The 21,690-nt window shown below is 61.7% G+C and carries 18 protein-coding genes; 12 read left to right on the top strand and 6 right to left on the bottom strand.

Annotated features, from left to right (window positions below):
- The first annotated feature begins 38 nt into the window (after nt 1–38).
- The 8 genes from hflK (at nt 39) to PR018_RS18700 (ending at nt 11,150) form a co-directional block, all read left to right on the top strand.
- The gene (gene hflK / locus PR018_RS18735; RefSeq protein ID WP_142830946.1) at nt 39–2,057 is read left to right on the top strand and encodes a protease modulator HflK; all 2,019 of its coding nucleotides are present in this window, start codon (nt 39–41) and stop codon (nt 2,055–2,057) included.
- Complete coding sequence (locus PR018_RS18730; protein WP_142830945.1) at nt 2,054–3,073, top strand: SPFH domain-containing protein; 1,020 nt, start codon at nt 2,054–2,056, stop codon at nt 3,071–3,073. Before hflK ends, PR018_RS18730 begins: the two co-directional genes overlap by 4 nt.
- A gap of 1 nt (nt 3,074) precedes the next feature.
- On the top strand, nt 3,075–4,115 hold the full coding sequence (locus PR018_RS18725; protein WP_161990973.1) for an SPFH domain-containing protein: 1,041 nt from the start codon (nt 3,075–3,077) through the stop codon (nt 4,113–4,115).
- Nucleotides 4,112–6,085 (top strand): heavy metal translocating P-type ATPase, encoded by a 1,974-nt coding sequence (locus tag PR018_RS18720; RefSeq protein ID WP_142830944.1) that lies wholly within the window; start codon nt 4,112–4,114, stop codon nt 6,083–6,085. The genes PR018_RS18725 and PR018_RS18720 overlap by 4 nt, the downstream gene beginning before the upstream one ends.
- Before the next feature lie 131 nt (nt 6,086–6,216).
- Nucleotides 6,217–7,845, top strand: a complete 1,629-nt coding sequence (locus PR018_RS18715) for a Na+/H+ antiporter (protein WP_142830943.1) — start codon at nt 6,217–6,219, stop codon at nt 7,843–7,845.
- Between the two features lie 97 nt (nt 7,846–7,942).
- Complete coding sequence (locus PR018_RS18710) at nt 7,943–8,605, top strand: DUF2161 domain-containing phosphodiesterase (RefSeq protein ID WP_142830942.1); 663 nt, start codon at nt 7,943–7,945, stop codon at nt 8,603–8,605.
- 121 nt (nt 8,606–8,726) lie between these two features.
- The gene (rsgA, locus tag PR018_RS18705; protein WP_244615393.1) at nt 8,727–9,740 is read left to right on the top strand and encodes a ribosome small subunit-dependent GTPase A; all 1,014 of its coding nucleotides are present in this window, start codon (nt 8,727–8,729) and stop codon (nt 9,738–9,740) included.
- Between the two features lie 186 nt (nt 9,741–9,926).
- Nucleotides 9,927–11,150 (top strand): MFS transporter, encoded by a 1,224-nt coding sequence (locus tag PR018_RS18700; protein WP_142830940.1) that lies wholly within the window; start codon nt 9,927–9,929, stop codon nt 11,148–11,150.
- Nucleotides 11,151–11,285: 135 nt separating this feature from the next.
- Here PR018_RS18700 and PR018_RS18695 read toward each other — a convergent pair whose 3' ends face one another.
- The 3 genes from PR018_RS18695 to PR018_RS18685 are packed head-to-tail and all read right to left on the bottom strand — an operon-like array spanning nt 11,286 to nt 14,288.
- Complete coding sequence (locus tag PR018_RS18695; protein WP_142830939.1) at nt 11,286–11,927, bottom strand: ThuA domain-containing protein; 642 nt, start codon at nt 11,925–11,927, stop codon at nt 11,286–11,288.
- Nucleotides 11,928–11,944: 17 nt separating this feature from the next.
- On the bottom strand, nt 11,945–13,045 hold the full coding sequence (locus tag PR018_RS18690) for a Gfo/Idh/MocA family protein (protein ID WP_142830938.1): 1,101 nt from the start codon (nt 13,043–13,045) through the stop codon (nt 11,945–11,947).
- 37 nt (nt 13,046–13,082) lie between these two features.
- Complete coding sequence (locus PR018_RS18685) at nt 13,083–14,288, bottom strand: ROK family transcriptional regulator (RefSeq protein WP_142830937.1); 1,206 nt, start codon at nt 14,286–14,288, stop codon at nt 13,083–13,085.
- Nucleotides 14,289–14,494: 206 nt separating this feature from the next.
- Here PR018_RS18685 and PR018_RS18680 point away from each other — a divergent pair, with 206 nt between their 5' ends.
- From PR018_RS18680 to PR018_RS18665, 4 genes are all read left to right on the top strand, one after another.
- Nucleotides 14,495–15,805 carry an ABC transporter substrate-binding protein gene (locus PR018_RS18680; RefSeq protein WP_142830936.1) on the top strand — a complete coding sequence of 437 codons (1,311 nt, stop codon included), beginning with the start codon at nt 14,495–14,497 and terminating at the stop codon, nt 15,803–15,805.
- Between the two features lie 72 nt (nt 15,806–15,877).
- Nucleotides 15,878–16,816: a carbohydrate ABC transporter permease gene (locus PR018_RS18675; protein ID WP_142830935.1), complete on the top strand. Its 939-nt coding sequence runs from the start codon at nt 15,878–15,880 to the stop codon at nt 16,814–16,816.
- Entirely contained in the window at nt 16,809–17,657 is an 849-nt protein-coding gene (locus tag PR018_RS18670; protein ID WP_142830934.1) for a carbohydrate ABC transporter permease, read from the top strand. The genes PR018_RS18675 and PR018_RS18670 overlap by 8 nt, the downstream gene beginning before the upstream one ends.
- 25 nt (nt 17,658–17,682) lie before the next feature.
- Nucleotides 17,683–18,753 carry an ABC transporter ATP-binding protein gene (locus PR018_RS18665; RefSeq protein WP_142830933.1) on the top strand — a complete coding sequence of 357 codons (1,071 nt, stop codon included), beginning with the start codon at nt 17,683–17,685 and terminating at the stop codon, nt 18,751–18,753.
- A 46-nt stretch (nt 18,754–18,799) separates the two neighbouring features.
- Here the strand turns inward: PR018_RS18665 and PR018_RS18660 are convergent, their stop codons facing one another.
- Genes PR018_RS18660 through PR018_RS18650 form a run of 3 tightly spaced genes read right to left on the bottom strand, consistent with a single transcriptional unit; the run spans nt 18,800 to nt 21,634 of the window.
- Complete coding sequence (locus PR018_RS18660) at nt 18,800–19,858, bottom strand: ABC transporter ATP-binding protein (RefSeq protein ID WP_142830931.1); 1,059 nt, start codon at nt 19,856–19,858, stop codon at nt 18,800–18,802.
- A 5-nt stretch (nt 19,859–19,863) separates the two neighbouring features.
- Complete coding sequence (locus PR018_RS18655) at nt 19,864–20,694, bottom strand: carbohydrate ABC transporter permease (protein ID WP_142830929.1); 831 nt, start codon at nt 20,692–20,694, stop codon at nt 19,864–19,866.
- A gap of 4 nt (nt 20,695–20,698) precedes the next feature.
- Complete coding sequence (locus PR018_RS18650) at nt 20,699–21,634, bottom strand: carbohydrate ABC transporter permease (RefSeq protein ID WP_142830927.1); 936 nt, start codon at nt 21,632–21,634, stop codon at nt 20,699–20,701.
- Between the last annotated feature and the right edge of the window lie 56 nt (nt 21,635–21,690).

Here is a 21,690-nt window from a genome sequence, read left to right as displayed (position 1 = left end):
TATTCAGATACACGCGGCGTCGTGCTCGAACAGTGCAGATGAACAAGTCCTTCGGCAACCCGGACAACAATCCGGACACATCCCCGCGATATCAGCGCGCTGCAATCCAGGCCCGTGCCCTCTCGACGCATGGCGGGCGGGTATGGCTCGCTGCGGCCGTCTTGCTCATTGCCAGTTGGGCAACCGGCGCATTTGCCCCCGCATCGATCTGGCCGACCTTCTTTGGCTGTAACGGCGCAGCCCTGATGCTGTTTGCGACCGGGCTGCGATCCGCCATCGAGGTGGCCGATTGGCGTCGGCGAAAGGCCGGGCTTTCGAGCCTGGCAGCACCGGCGTGGTCGCAGCATCTGCGCGGCCTGCTACTACGACCATGGAACACGACAGAGCCCGGCGACGGCCCGTCGCAGGATCGTATCGAGCGTCTCAGCGGCAAGATCGCCATGCTCGCCGCCTCCTCCATACACCGCCTCGGTGCACGCGCAGCATCGCTTGCAGCCCTTGCTATTCTTTCGATGCTCGTTGCCTTCGACACTCTTTCCTGGGTCGCCCAGCCGTTTTTCCTCGGCCCCATGGCCTACACGATCAGCGGCCTCTGCCTGGTTCTCGCCTTCGGACTGCTGGTGGTCGAGCGCGGCTTTGCCGCCGCCGATGCCGACGAATGGCCCGAAGCCCAATCGCTGATGCTCCTCGCGCGGCTGCCGATCGTCACACTGTTGCTTTCGGCATTTTCCCTGCTGCTGGTGGGCTCCGGCTATCTCTGGGCCGTCAAGGTGCCGGCCCTGCTTGCCTTCCTGTCGATACTGGTGGGACTGGAGTTTCTCGTGCGCGCCGTCGTTGCGATGTTCGGCCCGCAGAGCGATGAACGGCCGCCGCAATTGCTTGCCGAGAGCCTATTTGCCGGCATCTTGCGCTGGCCGCCACGCCCGCTGACAGCGTTGCAGGCGGAATTGCGCAGCCGGCATGGCATCGATCTGCGGCAGATCTGGGCATTGACCTTCATCGGCAGGACTTTCCCCGCCGTCGCGCTGGCCATTGCTGTCGTCGGCTGGCTTCTCAGCGGCGTCACTGCGGTGCCGATGAGCGGGCGCGGCATCTACGAGCGTTTCGGAAGACCCATCGCGGTCATCCATTCCGGCCTGCATGTCGGGCTACCCTGGCCCTTCGGACGGACCGTCTCTGTCGAAAACGGCATTGTCCACGAACTCGCAACCTCCTTCGTCAGCGACGGCAGCGATTTATCGGCGCCCGATGCCGAGGGACCCGCACCGAGCGGTGCCAACAGGCTGTGGGATGGAACCCATGTCAGCGAGAAGTCGCAGATTATCGCCAGCCGGTCCGAGGGCAAGCAGAGCTTCCAGATCGTCAATATGGACGTGCGCTTCGTCTACCGCATCGGTCTGTCCGACCGGGCAGCCCTCGACGCCACCTATCACACGGCCGATATCCCGGCGCTGATGGAGGCGACGGCCAGTCGCGTGCTGGTGCATGATTTCGCCGTCCGGACCCTCGACGATGTGCTGGGCTCAGGCCGGCTGGAGATGGCGGACGAAATTGCCGCTGCCATCCGGACTGACCTCGATCGTCTTCAGAGCGGCATAGAAGTGCTGGCGGTGGTGGTCGAAGCCATCCACCCGCCGGCAGGCGCCGCAAATGCCTACCACGCCGTCCAGGCCGCCGAAATCACAGCGCAGGCGCTGGTCGCCCGCGAGCGCGGTTTTGCCGCCCAATCGGCCAATGAGGCCCAGCGCATCGTCAGCCTCGGGCGCGACAAGGCAACAGCCACGGCGCGTGAAAGCGTTGCTGCGGCAGACGTCGCCAGGCTGCGGTTCGAGGCCGAGCAGACCGCTTACCGTAACGTTGGCCAGGTGTTCCTCGACGAGGCCTATTTCACCCAGCTGACAGCGGGGCTGGGCCAGGCCAAGGCGCTCATCCTCGACCATCGCATCGGCGGAGCGATGGCGCCGACCATCGATCTCAGAAGCATGACGATGCCGATTGACCCGGACGCAGCCCCCAAGGCCAGCGCCCCCGCAGGAAACGACGAGGTCGAGCCATGACCCATGTGCATCAGCACGAAGATCACGATCACCACCACGACCATCATGAGCACGGCAGCGAGGCGATGCCCTTCCGGTGGTATCGGGTCGTGCTCGCCGTCGGACTGGCGCTGATCGTCGTCGCTGCGGCTTGCGTTGTCCAGGTTCGCTCCGGCGCAGCCACGATCATCACGCGCTTCGGAAACCCGACCCGCGTCCTGATCGAGCCGGGTTTGGCGTTGCGTTATCCTCTGCCCTTCGAAACGACGATCGATGTCGACCTGCGCGCCAAGTCCACGTCGAGCGGGCTGCAGGATGTAGGCACCAGGGACGGGTTGCGCGTAATTGCCGAGGTCTACGCGATCTGGCAGGTCCCGCCGGATGCGGAAGACGTAAAGCGCTTTGTTCGCTCGGTGGAAAACCAGCCCGATCAGGCCGCAGCCCAGATCCGCACGTTTCTCGGTTCCTCGCTCGAAACCGTGGCTGCCAACTACGACCTCTCGGCGCTGATAAACCCGGATCCTTCAAAGCTACAGATTTCGGCTCTGGAATCGCGGCTGAAGGACCAGATTGCCCAATCATTGCTTGATACTTATGGCGTCCGCGTTGTCGAGGTCGGTATCGAGCGCCTGACGCTGCCATCGGTGACGCTGGATGCGACCGTCGACCGGATGCGCGCCGAGCGTGAAACGATTGCGACAGAGCGGGCTGCGGTTGGCAAGCGACAGGCAGCGGAAATCCGCTCTGCAGCCGAACGGGACGCGCGGGTGCTGCAGGCCGACGCATCGGTCAAGGCCGCCGGTATCGAAGCCAGGTCCCGTGTCGAGGCTGCCGAGATTTACGGGGCGGCCTACAAGACCGCGCCCGAACTCTACGAGATGCTCCGATCACTGGATACGCTGGCAACGATCGTCAACGCCAACACGCGGCTGATCCTGCGCACCGATGCTGCGCCGTTCCGGGCCCTGATAGACGGACCGCCGGTCTCGGCTCCACGCGCCCCGACACCGCCTTCGCCAGAACCCGGGAAGCAGTAACATGTCCGGCATGCGACAAAGCAAATCGGCGCCGCATATACAGGCCGTGCGGCTCGCCTTCATGGCGATGTTCGGCATCATGCTGGTGGCCGCGATCTCCTGGGCGATGTCGAATATCCGCCAGATCCCGCCCCAGAGCCGCGCTGTCGTTCTGCGTTTCGGCGCCTTGAACCGCGTCCAGAACGCCGGCCTGACGCTCGCCTGGCCACAGCCTTTCGAGCGGGTTTTGCTGGTACCCGATGCTGCTCAGGTGATTGAGCGCAAGGTCGAAGGTCTGCTGAGGTCACCGACAGCCGACCTCGTGACTTCCAATACAGGTCTCCAGAGCGATGCGGAGGCCGGATCGGGCTATCTGCTGACCGCCGATGCCAGCGCCGTTCATCTCGACGTCCGTGTTTTCTATCGCGTCACCGATCCCGTGGCCTACGTCCTGCAGGGCGCTCATGTGATACCGGCGCTGGACCGGCTTGCGACACGCAGCGCGGTGATGGTCTGCGCCTCCCGCGATCTCGACAGCATTCTTGTCGCCAGGCCCGAGCTGGTCGCCGCCGACAGCGGGGTTGCCGAGAGGCGCGAACGGCTGCGGGCCGACCTTCTCATCGGCATCAACGACGGCCTTCGCGCGCTGGCAACGCAGGGCCTCGGGCTTGGCATCGAGGTTGAACGTGCAGACGTCCAGTCGTCATTGCCAGCTTCAGCCGTTGCAGCCTTCGACGGCGTGCTGACCACCAGCCAGCAGGCGGAGCAGGCCATCGCTGCCGCCCGTAACGATGCTGCAAAGCAGAACCAGGCGGCTGCGCAGGCCGCCGATCTCGTCGTCAAGCTGGCCCAGGCGCAGGCAACCGAGCGCGTCGGCAAGGCCCGCACCGACACAGCCACGATCACCGGTCTTGCGACCACGCAAGGCAGCAACAGCGACCCAGGCCTGCTGCAGCGCCTCTACCGCGCAAGGATCGCAACCATCCTGTCGCAGGCGGGCTCCGTCGTCACCATCGATCCGCGCGGCGATGCCCGGCTCATTCTGCAGGGAGTGGAAAAATGAGCGAGGCATCCGGACATTCCCATCATGGTCACGGGTCCCATCACGGCCACGGGCATTCGCACGCGCACAGCCATGTCTTCGGCACCGGCCTGCTGACAGCGAACGAAAAGAAGAGCGCCGGTTTCCAGCTGCTGCTGGCCATGGTAGCCGTCGGGCTGCTGGTGCTGGGCCTCGGCTGGCGATGGCTCCTGCCCGACGAGGCCGGCATCGGCCAGCTGTTGTTTGCCGCAGCATCGATCATCGTCTCCGTGCCTGTCATCCGTTCGGCATGGCACAGCCTGCGCCATCCAAGCCTGCACGGCATCACAGACCAGCTGATCGCGCTGGCGATGCTCGCCGCCTGGGCCACGGGCGACCTTCTGACCGCAGCATTGCTGCCGATCATCATGATCTTCGGCCATGTGCTGGAGGAGCGAAGTGTCATCGGATCGAAGGAGGCGATGGACGCCCTGGCGCAGCTGACCCGCAGCCTCGCCCGCCGGGTAACTTCCGATGGCAACATCGAGGAGATCGACAATGCGTCGCTAAAGCCCGGCGACATCGTGGAAGTCAGGGCCGGCGACCGCGTTCCGGCGGATGGCCGCGTCGTCGAGGGCCAGGCCAGTCTCGACACCGCGCCGATCACCGGCGAAGCGGTGCCTCTCGAAGTCAGTCTCGGCATGGACATTTTCGGCGGCGCAATCAATCTCGATGGATTGCTGCGTCTCGAGGTGACGCGCACCGGCGAGCAGTCGACCCTCGGCAAGGTCATCGCCCTGATGCAACGCGCCGAAAATGCCAAGCCGCCGATCACGAGGCTGCTCGAGCGCTATGCCTACCAGTATCTTTCACTGGTGCTGATGATTGCGGCCCTTGCCTGGTTCCTCACCTATGACGACCAGATCATGCTTGCCGTGCTGGTTGCCGCCTGCCCTTGCGCCCTCGTCCTGTCCGCTCCGGCCACGGCCGTTGCCGGCATTGCGGTGGCGGCAAGGCACGGCATCCTCATTCGCGGCTCCGCCTTCCTCGAGGAACTGGCCGACCTGACATCGGTGGTAATCGACAAGACGGGAACACTGACCTACGGGCAACTGCGTCTGCAGCAGATGAATGCCGTTAGCGACGCGGAACGACCGGCCCTGCTGGCTCTTGCCGCCTCGCTCGGCGCTGCCAGCAGCCACCCTGTCAGTCGCGCCCTCGCCTCGCTCGTGCCGCAGGCGAGCTACCTACCACTGACCGGCCTGCGCGAGGTCCAGGGGCTGGGTGTCGTGGCGATGACCGAAGGCGGCGAAGCGGCCCTCGGCCGGGCAGAATTGTTTACCCGACTTTCGGTCGCGGCACCCCCGCCGCCCGATCACGACGGCCCGATAGCCGGCCTGTCGCTCGATGGACGCTTTACCTGCTGGCTGCTGCTGTCGGACAGCATCAAGCCGGAGGCCTCCGTGGCGATGGCCGATCTGCGTGACCTTGGCCTAGCCCGGCAATTGCTGCTGACAGGCGACCTTCGGTCGGTGGCAGACACCTTGGCAGCCGAAGTCGGCATCACCGATATTGCGGCGCAGGCACTGCCGGAAGACAAGCTAATGCGGGTGTCGCGCGAAATCAGCAGCGGTTTCCGGCCGATGGTCGTCGGCGATGGCATCAACGATTCGCTTGCACTGAAGGCTGGCGTCGTCGGCGTGGCGATGGGGGTCGGCGGATCGGACATCGCGCTTGCCTCGGCGGATATCATCCTGATCGGCAGTGATCTGCGCAGGCTCGGCACGTCTGTCCGCCTCAGCCGCCTTTGCCGCCAGACCTTGCAGACCAATGTCGTCATCGGCCTTGGCTGGACCGTCACCATCGTCATCCTTGCAGCCCTCGGCCTTCTTGGCACGGAGGGCGCCCTGGTGGCGGCCATCCTGCACAATGTCAGCACCCTGCTGGTGCTCGGCAACGCCGCCCGGCTGATGCGGTACGACGAGCCGCTGGCGGCCATAGAGGCAGCCTGATCTCGCGGCCAGCGGCACGGTGCTGATGAATTAGTCGCAGAATTTAAGCGCAGGCGAATTGCAATGCAGTTACATTCGTTGTTTTTGTTCGTCCCGACGTGAACTGTGCAGAACCGAAGGACGAGCATCTCTTGGACGTCATCACCACAGCCCTCGTTTTGTTGCTGGCCATCGTCGTCAGCGGCCTGGTGTCGCGGGTTATCCCGATAACACTGCCTTTGCCGCTTATCCAGATCGTGCTTGGCGCAGCGATCGGCCTGTCGGCAAATCTCAGCGTCACGCTGGAACCGGATATCTTCTTTCTGCTGTTCCTGCCGCCGCTGCTGTTTCTCGACGGATGGCGCATTCCGCGCGAGGAATTGATACGGGACCGGAACATCGTTCTTGAACTGGCGCTCGGGCTGGTCGTCTTTACGGTTCTTGGCGTCGGACTTTTTGTCCACTGGCTGATACCTGCCATGCCACTGGCCGTCTGCTTCGCGCTCGCAGCCGTTGTTTCTCCGACCGACCCGATTGCCGTATCGGCCATTGCCAAGCGCGTGAAGATCCCGCCGCGGATGATGCATATCCTCGAGGGCGAATCGCTTCTCAACGACGCATCCGGCCTCGTCTGCCTGCGCTTTGCCATCGCTGCCGCCCTGACCGGCACGTTTTCGCTCTATGACGCAACGTTGAATTTTCTCTGGGTAGCGATTGGCGGGCTGGTGATCGGCATCGCGGTCACCTGGACGATCAACGCGGTCAGTACGCGCCTTTCGCAGCGCTACGGCGAGGAGAGCGGCTCGCAGATCCTGGTGAGCCTGCTTATGCCGTTTGCCGCCTATCTGCTGGCGGAGCATCTGAAGTGCTCCGGGATCCTCGCGGCTGTCTCTGCCGGGGTAACGATGAGCATCGCGGAGAATTCGGGCCGGGCCATGGCCATCACCCGCGTTCGCCGCAGTGCCGTGTGGGACATGATCGCCTTTGCCTTGAACGGCACCATCTTCGTCCTTCTCGGCGAGCAACTGCCGGGCATCCTGTCGCGCGCCGACCAGACGGTAAAGCTAACCGGCCACGAAAACCCGTGGTGGCTGCTGGCCTATGTCCTCGCGCTGACGGTCAGTCTTGCCAGCCTGCGTTTCGTCTGGGTCTGGGTGTCGCTGCAACTGACGCTGCTTCGGGACAAGCGGCGACACGATTCGACGAGTTCGCGCATTGTCGCGGCCTTTTCCGTCGCCGGCGTGCGAGGCGCACTGACGCTGGCCGGCGTGCTGACCCTGCCCTTGACCATGAACGACGGATCGATTTTTCCGGGACGCGACCTTGCGATATTCCTCGCCATGGGGGTCATCGTCTTTTCGCTGATCGCCGCCACCGTGTTCCTACCGCCACTACTGCGCAACCTGGAGCTACCGAAGGAAACCAAGCGGGAAGAGGATGAGGACGCAGCCCGGATCGCTGCGGCGCAGGTCGCCATGAAGGAAGTCGAGGAGGTCCAGCACAATCTTGCCAAGGGCAAGGACGACACCGACCTCTATGTCGAGGCCGCAGCGCGGGTCACCGAATTCTATCGGCGGCGGCTGGAAATCCATACGGGTGCCGAAGATGAGGGCTCGACGTCGCGCGAGATCGCCAAGATCGAAATGCAGTTGCGGCTGGCGGCAGTCCGGGCCGAACGCAGCGAGATTTTCCGCAAGGTCCGCGCCCGCGAGCTCGGCAGCGCGACTGGCCGGAAACTGGTCCAGGAGTTGGATCTGCTCGAAGCGCGCTATCTTAGCTAGCAGCACCTCGCAAGGCGGCATCGGCGCTGCAGGCATTGCGAAGCCGGCCACGGCATTGCAAAAGAAGAGAGACAGAATCACCTAGGTCGGACCCAGCTTGGAAAAAACGCTTTATCTTCCCGTGAAGGCCTTTCTGGAAAGTGCCGGTTACCGGGTCAAGGGCGAGATCGGCGGCTGCGATATGGTGGGGCTCAGCGACGACGACCCCGGCATCGTCGTCATCTGCGAACTGAAGCTGACGTTCAACCTCGAACTCGTCCTGCAAGCAGTCGACCGGGCGTCCGTCTGCGACGAGGTGTGGATTGCGGCCCGTATTTCGGCCAGGGGCAAAGGTCGCGAATCCGACAGTCGCTATCGCGATCTCTGCCGGCGACTGGGCTTCGGCATGCTGGGCGTCTCGGATGCAGGCGTGGTCAGCGTCATCGTCCAGTCGGTAACGCCGATGCCTCGAACCAATTCCAAGCGGCGCTCGCGGCTCGTCCGGGAGCACCAGCGGCGGCGCGGCGATCCCATGCTCGGCGGCTCGACCAAAATTCCCGTCATGACCGCCTACCGCCAGCAGGCGCTTGCCATCGCTGCAGCGCTCGAGGCCGGGCCTCTTCGCCCGAAGGATATGAAACTGGTAGCACCGCAGGCAGGAACGATCCTGCCGCGCAACGTCTACGGCTGGTTCGAACGGGTGGAAAAAGGCGTCTACGCCCTGACCGAGGGCGGCAGGCAGGCGCTGAAACAATGGCCGCAAGTCACGGTCGTCGATTAGTTCTGGACAATGCATCCGCCAAAGTGATTGCCCTTTCGGCGACCGGTCTGCTATCAGCGTCCATGCCCGTATCGAAGAGGAGCTGGCCGATGAATGCAACGCCAAGCCCCGGGGGCAACCTGTGACGGATACAGCATCGCTTGCAGCACTCGGCTGGTCTGAGTTTTTCCAATCGCAAATCGAGGATGCCGACGCCGGTCTGGAACCGCGCCGCATTTCCGGCGTTCACCGCACCCGTCTCGCTGGCATATCGGAGCATGGGCCGGAGCAGCTCATTCTTGGGCCGCACGCTAATACCGGCGAGTTCGCCGTCGGCGACTGGGTGCTAGCGGAACGCGAGACCGATCTCGTCGTCCGCCGCCTGGACCGCAAGGCGCTGCTGCAGCGCCGCACGGAAGGCAAGGACAACCAGCTGGCCGCCGCCAATGTCGACACCCTGTTCATCGTCACATCCTGCAATGCCGACTTCAATCCTTCGCGGCTCGAGCGCTACCTGGCGCTTGCCAACCAGGCGGGCACCGAGCCGGTGATCTTGCTCACCAAGGCCGACACCGTCGACGACGCCGAAAGCTACAGGCAGCAGGCGCAGGCGCTGCAGCGCGATCTCGCCGTCGTCGTGCTCAACGGCCGCTCTCCGGATGCAGTGGGTGCACTGGCACCGTGGTGCGGAGCTGGCCGCACGGTGGCGCTGGTTGGTTCTTCAGGCGTTGGCAAGTCGACCCTCGTCAATACGCTGGCGGGGCCTGATCGCGAGCAGACCCAGGAGACCGGCGGTATTCGCGAGCAGGATGCCAAGGGCCGTCACACCACCACTTCTCGCTCGCTGCACGCTATCGCCGGCGGCGGTTGGGTGATCGATACGCCCGGCATGCGGACGCTCTATGTCAGCGACGCCTCATTCGGCATCGAAACGCTGTTCGCCGAGATTACAGATCTGGCACCCTTCTGCCGGTTCCGCGATTGCACCCACGCGCACGAGCCCGGTTGCGCTGTCCAGAAGGCGGTCAAGGAAGGCACGCTTTCGGCCGAACGGCTGGATCGCTGGCGCAAGCTTTCCGAGGAAAATGTCCAGAACACCCCGGTGCAGACGGGGCCGCGCGGCAACAAGGTTCCGGGTCGCAAAAAGAAATACTAGGGCAATTCTGTTTTCACGGAGACGTGAAAGCCTCTATCCCTTTGTTTTTACGCATTCCGGACACCAAATCGCCAGGCACTTTTGCAGGAATTGCGCGGATGCGACGGATAGAAGCCCAACCCGGCTTGAGCCAGTCCCGACCCGGCGCTACTTGATCAACCTCAAGTGGACAAACGGGAGGCTGACATGACCGACACAACCGCGAGCACAGCACCGCCGACTGCCGAGGAAACGGTTTTCGGCATCATCATGGCGGTCAGCTTCTGCCATATGCTCAATGATACCATGCAGTCACTCATCCCGGCACTCTATCCGATGATCAAGGATAGCTACGGGCTCGATTTCACCCAGATCGGCTTCCTCGGCCTGGTCTTCCAGGTAACGGCCTCGCTGCTGCAGCCGCTCATCGGCATCTACACCGACAAGCGGCCGCTGCCATATTCGCTGACGGTCGGCATGGGCTTTACACTGATCGGTCTGCTGCTGCTGGCGTTTGCCCATGCCTACTGGGTACTGCTCGTCGGCGCCGGCGTGGTCGGGCTGGGTTCTGCTGTGTTCCACCCCGAATCCTCGCGCGTCGCGCGGCTTGCCTCCGGCGGACGTCACGGGCTGGCGCAATCGCTGTTTCAGGTCGGCGGAAATTTTGGCTCGGCCATGGGACCGCTGCTGGCAGCCTTCATCGTCCTGCCGCGCGGACAGGTCAGCGTTGCATGGTTTTCGCTGGTCGCCCTGCTCGGCATGATCGTCCTGTGGCGGGTCGGCGTCTGGTATTCCCGCCACCGCATTGCCAACGCCAAGCGAAAGGTGGTCGCGGCCGTCGTGGCCCTGCCGCGCGCAACCATCGTCAAGTCGATTATCGTGCTCGTATTCCTTGTCTTTTCCAAATTCATCTACATGAGCAGTCTGTCGAGCTACTACACTTTCTACATGATCGACCGCTTTGGCGTGTCGGTCCAGCATGCGCAGATTCTGCTGTTCGTGTTCCTCGGGGCTGTTGCGGTCGGCACCGTTGCCGGAGGCCCTGCCGTCGATTGGTTCGGCACCAAGTTCGTGATCTGGTTCTCCATCCTCGGCACCTTGCCGTTCACCCTCGCACTCCCCTATGCCAACTATGAGGTCACGGTGGTGCTCACCGTCATCATCGGCGTCATCCTCGCCTCGGCATTTTCAGCGATCATCGTCTTTGCGCAGGAACTGGTGCCCGGCAGGGTGGGTACGATCGCCGGACTATTTTTCGGCTTTGCCTTCGGCATCGGCGGGATCGGCGCTGCCGGGCTCGGCATTGTCGCCGACCACAAGGGCATCGCCTACGTCTATAGCATCTGCTCCTACCTGCCGCTCCTAGGGCTTCTCACCGTCTTCCTGCCAGATATAGGCAAAGGTCGCCGCCACCGCGCAAGGCAGGCGTAGGAGTTTAGTGCCGGCATTTGACGGATTGGATGAGATTGACCGTCAAACCCGGTTCCCTTATTCGCGCTGTGCGCCCTGTTCAACTTTCCCTATGGCGCTCGCCCGAGCGCCATAGGGCAGCATTCAGTCCGCCAATCACCTTGCCGCCCAATTCATGCCGCGATGGAAAATCGTTCTCATCTGCGACACCGAAAACTCCTTGGCCTGGTGCCCGAGCGACGAATAGAAGACCCGGCCTTTGCCATAGTGGCGTTTCCAGGCGACCGGCATAACGACACCGTTGATCCAGTAGGCATGCTCGCCGGTAAAGGTAGTCGTTGCCAACACCTCGTTCGATGGGTCGACATGCATGTAGTATTGCTCGGAGGTGTAAGGAAAGTCCTCGATCCCCTCCATGATCGGATCGTCCGGCTTGGTGATATTGACGGTGTAATCGATGATGTTACCGGGATGGGCCACCCACTGGCCGCCGATGATGAACTGGTAGTCGACGCTATCGCGAAAGCTGTCGCCCGCACCGCCGTGATAACCGGCGATACCAACACCGCTCTCGACAGCGGCGGCCAGGTTCTTTACCTCCTCCTTCTCGATCTTCGACATCGTGACGATCGGCACGATCAGGCTCAGGTCGTGGATGGATGGATCGGCAAACGCTTCCGTGCTGTTTTCCAGATAGACCTTGAAACCATCCTCTTCGAGAATGTCGCGGACGATATGGGCGCATTCCTGCGGCTCGTGACCGCTCCAGCCGCCCCAGACGATAAGTGCTTCGCGCATTGTACTGTTCTCCTGTTTCATTGCCCGATCAGCCCGTCCACAAGGGATTCGGACAGGGGAGCGGGACGCCCGGTCTCAGTGGCGATGCTGACCGTACGGCCGGTATCGGACGCGGTCTGGAAGGCTTCCATCACCTCCAGCACATGCAGCGCCAGGCTTCCGCTGGCGCGATGCGGTCGGTTCGAGCGAATGGCATGTGCCATGTCAGCAACCCCGAGCGAGCGGTAGTTGCCGTCTGCATAAGGTCCTTTAACCTCGCGGGTCTCGAACTCGCCGCCCTTCTTCAGATATTCCACCGATCCGCCGAAGTGGTTCGGATCGGGCACGAGAAGCGTGCCTTCCGTCCCGTAGATTTCGATCGGAACATGTTTGTGGCCAGCGACATCGAAGCTCATGCCGATCTGTACGATGGCGCCATTTGCGAAAGCCATGACGCCGGCGACATGGGTCGCGACATGAACGGGGATATGCTGGCCGTTGCGCGGCGCGCTGGTGATGATGCGCTCCTTGCGCGGGGTCGTGGCGAAGCCGGCCACCTGCGAGACCGGACCGAGCAGATTGACAAGATCGGTGATATAATAGGGTCCCATATCGAGCATTGGGCCGCCGCCGACCTCGTAATAGAAATCCGGGTTTGGATGCCAGCGCTCGTGGCCGGGGCACATGAAGGTCGCGGTACCACCGACCGGCTGCCCGATGGCGCCCTCATCGATGATGGCACGCGCCGTCTGGTGGCCGCCGCCGAGGAATGTGTCCGGCGCAGCACCGATCCTCAGCCCCTTCGCCGCGGCAGCATTGGCAAGGCGTTTGCCCTCATTGAAGTTGATGCCGAGCGGTTTTTCCGAATAGGTGTGTTTTCCCGCATCGAGCGCTTGCAGGGCGACAGCCACATGGGCCTTCGGGATGGTCAGGTTGACGATGATCTCAACCGCCGGATCGGCGAAAAGCTCTGCGATGTCGACCGCTTTCAGGCCGAATTCCGCAGCCTTTGCCTCCGCCAGGTCGCGATTGAGGTCCGCCACGCCTTTGATATCGAGAATGGGGAACGATCTGATGGCTTTCAGGTAGGCGCCGGATATATTCCCGCAGCCGATAATGCCGATTCCAACTTTTTCCATAACTGCCTCCTCCAAGACCGGTTCGAATTTTTGTGGGTTAGTGCGCCGGCGCGGGCCCTGTCGTGCTCCAGGGCGATTCGTAGAGTTCGCGAAGTGCCACGACCGCTGCTCCCTGTGCCCAGGTCTCATCGGTCGATTGGTCGAAAACAAGTTCGGCGACGCCCCGGATGGAAGGCGGAATAGCCGCCGCATAGGCATGACGCAGGCTATCGAGAAACGGCGCTCCCAGCGCAAGTGTCGATCCGACGACGATGACGCGGGGCGGTGCGAACAACGTGACGATATTGGCGACGGCCATGCCGCAGGCCTCGCCGGCGCGGGTGGCAGCGACGATCAGTCCATTGTCCTCGCCAGCAATGAGTGTTTGCGCGTGCGCCATGCCGCGCCCAAGCCGGACGGCTTCGGCAAAGCGTCCGCCACTCGAATGTGCACCGAAGATGGCGTTTTCCCCCGCCTGGCTGGAGAGACGGATGGCCCCTTCCGATCCCATGCCAATGACGAGATCTCCGAGGTTATGACTAAGACCGCCAGCGCCACGAAACAGCTGGCCACCATGCAGGACGCCGAGACCAAGAGTTTTCTCCAGCGAAACCACGACGACGTCATCGAGCTCGCGGGCGTGTCCAAACCAGTGATGCGCCAGAGTTATCGCATGGGCATCGCTCTCGACGATCGTGGTAATGCCCAGCCGCTCGGACATTTCCCGGGCGAAATCGACGCCGGTTTCGCGAAAAATCGGGCTGGTGCGGACATGCCCGGTGCGGTGTTCGATCAGCCCGGGCAAACCGAGGCAGACGAGATCGATATCATGGATCGACAGATCCGCATCGATAACGCAACGACGGACCCCGTCATCGATAAGGTCGGCAATGACGCTGATCGGCTGCCGATCGACGCGCAGCGCCATCGTCTGTCTCGACAGCACCTCGCCGCAAAAATCAGTCACCACGAAGATCATCCGATCGGCAGCAATCTTTGCGCCCACGACGCGCGCGGCAGCCGGATTGAGCTCCAGCGCCACCCTCGGGCGACCTCGCGCTGCGGGATTGCGAAGATCGCCCTCGTGTCGAGCTAGGATCAGACCATCGTCCAGCAGGGCTGCCGTGATGGCCGACACCGTCGTCGTCGACAATTGCGTGAGTTCGCTGATTTCGATCCGCGCGATTGGCCCCGCGCGCCGGATCGTATCAAGGATACTGAAACGGTTGATCGCCCGCATCAACTCTGGGTCGGCAGTTTTCATTGAGACAAAGCAACCTGTTGGACCAACTATCCCGCCGTAGAATTTAGGCCGGATCATGAATTAAATAGAGACCCCACGTTGAAGACTGTCAAGCCTTGCTGCCTAAAAAACAAGTTTAGCGATTGACAACTGTGCAATTTTCCGATGACTTAATCCGCATAAGGGAAAAATGGTGAGGACTTGTCATTCCCTTGGGAGGAGAAATGATGTTTCAGATCGTCGGGGCGAAAGCCCTTCGCGGTAAGCGGACAGCTATGCTTGTCGCTACCACCGGACTTGCCATGATGCTCGGTGCGGCTAGTGCGATGGCCGATACCACCGTCAAGTGGCTGCACCTTGAGCTTGATCCTGGCTATGTCGCCATCTGGCGCAAGATAGCCGATACCTATGAGACCCAGCATCCCGGCGTCAAAATCCAGATGCAGTTTCTGGAAAACGAAGCATTCAAGGCCAAGCTGCCGACGCTGCTGCAATCGAGCGACGCCCCGGATTTTTTCTATAGCTGGGGTGGCGGCGTCCTGAAGCAGCAGATGGCAACTGGCGCTCTGCTGGATCTGACCACTGCAATGAAGGCCAATGACGGCGCGTGGCTGAAGAGCTTCAATCCTGCTGCCGTCGAGGGCCTGACCTTCGACGGCAAAATCAGCGCCGTACCCTTCAAGCTCGGCACGGTCTCGTTCTATTACAACAAGGCGCTGTTCGCCAAAGCCGGCGTCGACGCGACCGCCATCAAGAGTTGGGAAGACTATCTGGCAGCGGTCAAGAAGATCAAGGCTGCCGGTATCGTGCCGATCGCCGGGGGTGGCGGCGAAAAGTGGCCGATCCACTTCTACTGGAGCTACCTCGTCATGCGCGACGGCGGCCAGAAGGTGTTCGACGCCGCCAAGACCGGACAGGGTGAAGGCTTCAACGATCCCGCCGTCATCAAGGCCGGCGAGCAGCTTGCCGACCTCGGCAAACTCGAACCGTTCCAGCCGGGGTATCTCGGCGCGACATGGCCGCAGACCCTCGGCGTATTTGCCGACGGCAAGGCGGCGATGATCCTTGGCTTCGAGAATACCGAATCCAACCAGCGCACCAATGCCGGCGACGGCAAAGGCCTCGCCAGCGACAATATCGGTCGCTTTGCGTTTCCGGCAGTAACGGGGGGTGCTGGTGCCGCGACGGATACGCTCGGGGGACTGAATGCCTGGGCGGTGTCGAAAAAAGCGCCCCCGGAAGCGCTGGATTTCCTAGCCTATCTCAACAATGCCGACAACCAGCGGGCGATGGCGAAGGCCGGTATGATCATTCCCGTGGCGGTCGGCGCCGAGGATGGGGTCACCAATCCGCTGATGAGGCAGTCCGCCGAACAACTGGCCCATACCACCTGGCACCAGAACTTCTTCGACCAGGATCTGGGACCGTCCGTCGGGCGTGTAGTCAACGATGTTTCCGTTGGCATTGTCTCCGGCCAGCTGACGCCGAAGGATGGAGCTGCGCAGATCCAGGAGGCTTTCGAGCAGGATCAACTCTGAAGCCTGTGTCCGGCGGCAGCACGCGTTGCCCGCCGCCGGCCGCAACCTCGAATCTCGAGACAGGCAATCCCTATGACTGATATCAGCGTCACATCGACCGTCAGTGCGGCGGCACGGCCCAAGCCTGTTGTCCGGCGAAAGAGCTCGGCAAACCACGGCCGCCTGCCGGTGCTGCTCATCTTCCTGCCACCTGCCCTGCTGCTTTTCACGATCTTTGTCATCCTGCCGATGGGAGAAGCGGCTTGGTACAGCCTCTATAAATGGAGTGGCTACGGCGCACCGACGGATTTTGTCGGCCTGCGGAATTTCCAGGTCCTGTTCAACAACCAGGCCTTTCTGACATCTCTGAAAAACAACGCGTTGATCATTGTCGTCTCGATCATCGTGCAGATTCCGTTGGCGATCTGGCTGTCGACGATGCTCGCCAACAGGATTGCCGGCGTGGTGATGTTCCGGCTGATTTTCTTTCTGCCCTACGTGCTCGCCGAGGTGGCCGCCGGCCTGATCTGGCGCTTCGTCTACGATGGCGACTATGGCCTGTTCGCGTCGCTGGCGCATCTGTTCGGCGTTGCGACGCCCTATGTGCTCTCCGACAAGGACCTGGCGATCTACGCCGTCCTGGCGGTCATCGTCTGGAAGTATTTCGGCTTTCACATGATGTTGTTCATCGCCGGGCTGCAATCGCTCGACAAGAGCATTCTGGAAGCTGCCGAGATCGACGGTGCTACGGGCTGGCAGAAATTCCGTTATGTTACGCTACCCCTGCTTGCCTCCACACTGCGTCTTTCCGTCTTCTTCGCGATCGTCGGCTCGCTGCAACTGTTTGACCTGATCATGCCGCTGACCGGTGGCGGACCGTTCAACTCGACCCAGACGATGGTGACTTTCCTCTTCAATTTCGGCGTCACCAGGATGCAGGTCGGCCTCGGCAGCGCCGTCGGGGTGGTGCTGTTCGTGATCTGCGTCACCCTCGCCTTCGGTTACAAACGGATATTTATGCGCAATGACTGATATGGCCACATCCATTCGCGTCAGCCCCGGCACCAGGGCCTACCTGTACCTGTCGCTGACCATCATCGCAGCCATCGTCCTCGTGCCACTGCTGACAACCGCGCTCGGCGGCTTCAAGTCGCTCGGCGATCTCAGGGTCAATCCTTTCGGCCTGCCAGCGGAATGGCATGTCGAAAACTACACCGACATCCTGTTTGGCGATCGCTACTGGCGACAGATGATGAATTCGCTGATCATCGCCCTGCTGACGGTGTTCCTGACCGTCAGCGTCTCGGCGATGGCCGCCTTCACCTTTGCCCACGTGCGCTTCTTCGGCTCGGATTTTCTGCTGAATTACTTCCTGATCGGCCTGATGTTCCCGGCGGCAACAGCCATACTGCCGCTGTTCATCCGCATCCGCGATCTTGGCCTTCTCAATACCTATTGGGGCGTCGTTCTGCCGCAGGTCGCGTTCGGACTTGGAATGAGCATCCTGCTCCTGCGGAATTATTTCAAAAACCTGCCGGAGGAATTGTTCCAGGCAGCGCTGGTCGACGGCTGCGGCTACATGCGCTTCTTCTGGTACATCACCCTTCCGCTTTCGCGACCGATCATCGCCACTGTCAGCATCATTTCCTTCGTCGGCAGCTGGAATAGCTACATCCTGCCGCTGATCATGCTGAACTCGGAATCGATCTATCCCTGGCCACTCGGGATCATGGTCTATCGCGGCGAGTTCGGGACACAGTGGCAGCTGGTGCTGGCCTTCATCACGCTGACCATCCTGCCAACCATCATCGTCTTCTTCCTCGCGCAAAAACACATCATCGCTGGCCTGACAGCCGGTGCGGTGAAGTCCTGACAGGCGCAACTGGAGCATCCAAAGCATGGCATCCGTCGAGCTTCAGAACCTCCGCAAATCCTATGGTGCGCTCGATGTCATTCATGACATCTCGCTCTCGATCAGCGACGGGGAATTCATCGCTCTGGTCGGTCCATCCGGTTGTGGCAAGTCGACATTGCTGAGGATGATCGCCGGGCTGGAGGAGGTTACCGGCGGCGATGTGCTGATCGGTGGCGACATCGTCAACGCGCTGACGCCCCGCGAGCGCAACATTGCCATGGTGTTCCAGTCATACGCGCTCTATCCGCACATGACAGTGGCGCAGAACATGGCATTCAATCTCAAATTGTCAGGGCAGCCGAAGACTGTGATCGACCAGCGCGTCAACGAGGCGGCACGGATGCTGGATCTGACCGCGCTTCTTGAGAGGAAACCGGCCCAGCTCTCCGGAGGCCAGCGCCAGCGGGTGGCCATGGGCAGGGCCGTCGTGCGAAATCCCTCCGTCTTCCTCTTCGACGAGCCCCTGTCCAATCTCGACGCCAAACTCCGTGTCCAGATGCGTGCCGAGATCAAGACGCTCCACCAGAAGGTCCAGACGACGTCCATCTACGTCACCCATGACCAGATCGAAGCCATGACGCTTGCCGACCGGATCGTCGTGCTCAACCAGGGCAGGATAGAGCAGCACGGCACGCCCCTGGAACTTTACCGAACCCCCGCCAACCTGTTCGTCGCGGGCTTTATTGGCTCGCCTGCCATGAATGTGCTCGACGGCGTGGTGGAGGGTCTGGCGGGCGAGCCAGTTGTCCGGCTGAAGGACGGGACTGCGCTGCGCATTGCCGCCGAGAGGCGGGTCACGTCGGGACAGGAGGTTACGATCGGCTTGCGTCCAGAGAACTTGAACCCGGCAGGAAAGGGATCACCACTCAGCGGTCGGACCCTGCTTGTTGAACCAACCGGTGCGCAGACACATGTGTTGTTCGAGATTGCCGGCCAACAAATGACAGCCGTTGTGGATGGCGAGTTCCCTGTCAGCTACGGCGCCGCGCTCAACGTCAACATCAACCCTGACCAGGTTTACGTCTTCGATCGCATCAGCGGGATCGCCCTTTAAGTCGTTGACACAGCAGCGCCTTCTCGGATTCCGGCATAACAGCCGATCAGGTCGCTCTGTTTCCTTCGCCGTCAAACACATGCAGATGCTGGGTCGGGAAGGCGACGGAGACTTTCGGGCCCATCGACATGGTTTCGCGATCGAGTGTGAAGATCTTGAATGGCAGGCCGTGCAGCTTCAGGTGGAGGATAATACCGAAACCGGTCGGCTCTATCAGGTCCACGTCGGCACTGATACCAGATCCATTCCGTGTCACGACCACGTGTTCCGGGCGGATGCCGAGCGTTGCCTTTTCGCCGGTCGTGACGATTGGTGTTGAGGCAAGCGGAACTGGAGTGCCATCCCCGAGGATCATCTGGTGCCCGTCGTAGCTGGCCTCGAGAAAATTCATGCCGGGAGAGCCGATAAAACCCGCGACGAAAAGATTGGCGGGGCGGTCATAGAGTTCGAGCGGGCTTCCGACCTGCTGGACAACGCCTCCATGCATGGCGACGATCCGGTCCGCCAGCGTCATCGCCTCGATCTGGTCATGGGTGACGTAAATCGAAGTCGCTTTCAGATCGGCATGCAGTTTCTTGATTTCGGCACGCATCTGTTCGCGCAGACGCGCATCGAGGTTGGAGAGCGGTTCGTCGAAGAGAAACGCCTTTGGCTCCCGCACGATTGCCCGACCCATGGCGACACGCTGCCTCTGTCCGCCGGACAGTGCCTTGGGGCGCCGCTCGAGGAGCGGATCGAGACCCAGCTTGGAAGACGCCAGCGACACCGCCGCGGCGATCTTCTCCTTGGCGATCTTCCGGATTTTCAGGCTGTAGCTCATGTTGCCGGCGACATTCATGTGCGGGTAGAGAGCATAGGACTGGAACACCATGGCGATGTCGCGGTCCTTCGGGTGCAATTCGTTGACCCGGCGACCGGCGATTCGGATTTCACCACCGGTGACGTCCTCGAGACCGGCGATCATGCGCAGCAGCGTGGACTTTCCGCATCCGGAGGGACCGACCAACACGATGAATTCGCCGTCCTCGATCTGCAGGTCTACGTCGTGTAGCACCTGCACATGGCCGTAGGCCTTCCTGACGTTCTGGATATCGATCGATGCCATGGTGACTATCCCTTGACCGCGCCGGCCGTCAGGCCCTGGACGAGGTAACGTTGAATGAGCAGGAAGAACAGCCCGGCCGGAATGAGTGCCATGACGCCCGCCGCCATCATCTGACCGAAATCGACCGAGAATTTGGAAACGAAGGTCAAGAGCCCGACCGGGAAGGTGGCCGCCTGGTTGCCGTTGATCAGCATCAGGGCAAAGAGCAGCTCGCTCCAGGCTGCGGTGAAAACGAAGCCGAGCGTTGCCGCAATGCCGGGCAAGGTCAGCGGCAGGATGATCTGCCGGAAGGCGATGAATTGCGTTGCGCCGTCGATCATCGCGGCTTCTTCTAGTTCCTTCGGAATGCCGTCGAAGAATGACTGCATCAGGAAGGTCGCGAAGGGCACGTTGAACGCCGTGTAGACAATCACCAGGCCGGTCAGGCTGTTTGTCAGGTGCAGAGGCGAGAGGATCTTGAAGATCGGCGCCACCAGCATGACCAGCGGAAACATCTGCGTCAGCAGCATGAGCGCCACGATCCAGTATTTGCCCCGAAAATCGAAGCGGGACAGCGCATAGCCGGCCAATGACGCGCAGATCGTCACGGCAATGGCGGTAGAGGCCGAGACGATCACGCTGTTTTTGAAGAACGTCGGAAAATCGCTGTGCTCCAGCACGAACGCGTAGTGCTCCCAGGTCGTGCGCGAAGGCCACATCCGCACCCCCTCGGTATAGAGGAGGTCGTTCGGCGTCAGCGAAACTTTCAACAGCCAGAACAGCGGAAACAGGGCGAATACGATGTAGACGAGGATAGCGAGCCGATGGGCGATGATGGGCAGGAAAGATCGTCTCATGGGCCTAGTCCTTGTTCAGCAATGTCTGCCGGAGCAGAATGATCACCATCGAATAGGCGAGCAACAGCACCAGCAGCACCAGCGCGATGGCCGACGCATAACCAAAATCCAGCCGCTTGAAGGCCTGGGTGAAGATGTAGCTGGCGACGATCTGCGTACGATCAGCAGGGCCACCGCCGGTCATGACGACGATGAGGTCAGCGAAATTGGAGACCCAGACCGTTCGCAGCAGGACGGTGATGGCGATGGTCGGTGCCAGGAATGGAAGCGTGATCGATTGGAACCGCTGGAACCAGCTGGCCCCATCGATGGAGGCCGCCTCGTAGAGATCGCGCGGGATTGCCTGCAGCGCGGCCAGAAGCGTGATCGCGAAAAACGGAATCCCCCACCAGACATTGGCAACGATCGGCCCCCACATCGCATAATGCGGGTTGGACAGGATGTTGTCGGGCTGATCCATCAGGCCGAGTGCGAACAGCCAATGCGGGATCGGTCCGATCACCGGATTGAAGAGCCAGGCCCAGTTGAGACCGGCCAGAAAGGAGGGCACGGCCCAGGGCAGGAACACCAGGGCCTGGACGAGGCCACGCCCCCAGAATGGCTTGTCCAGCAGCAGGGCAAGGATCAGCCCGAAGGCAAATTGCAGGACGACCGATGCGCCGGTCCACCACAGGGTGTTTCTCAGCGCGCCGTAAAAGGCTGCATCTTTGGAAAGATCGCGAAAGTGATCGAGGCCGATGAAGCCGCCGGAAAACGGTTTCAGCAGCTGGACATCCCGGAAGGCATAAGAGACGCCAATCACCAGCGGCACCAGCATGACGGCGACGATCAGGATCAGTGCCGGTGCACTGTAGAGATAGGGTTCCGAGGCATCGGCGAGCCGCTTTTTCCAGGGCCTGCGGTCTCGACGCCTGTCATCGGTATAGGCGGTCATGGTCATCGGCCAAAGGTCCGTTCAGGTTTGCAGCGGCAATGCGGCTAGCAACAGTGTGTGCG

The sequence above is a fragment of the Rhizobium rhododendri genome, from assembly GCF_007000325.2.
Taxonomy (GTDB): Bacteria; Pseudomonadota; Alphaproteobacteria; order Rhizobiales; family Rhizobiaceae; genus Rhizobium; species Rhizobium rhododendri.
This window is presented reverse-complemented; position numbering and strand designations above follow the sequence as displayed.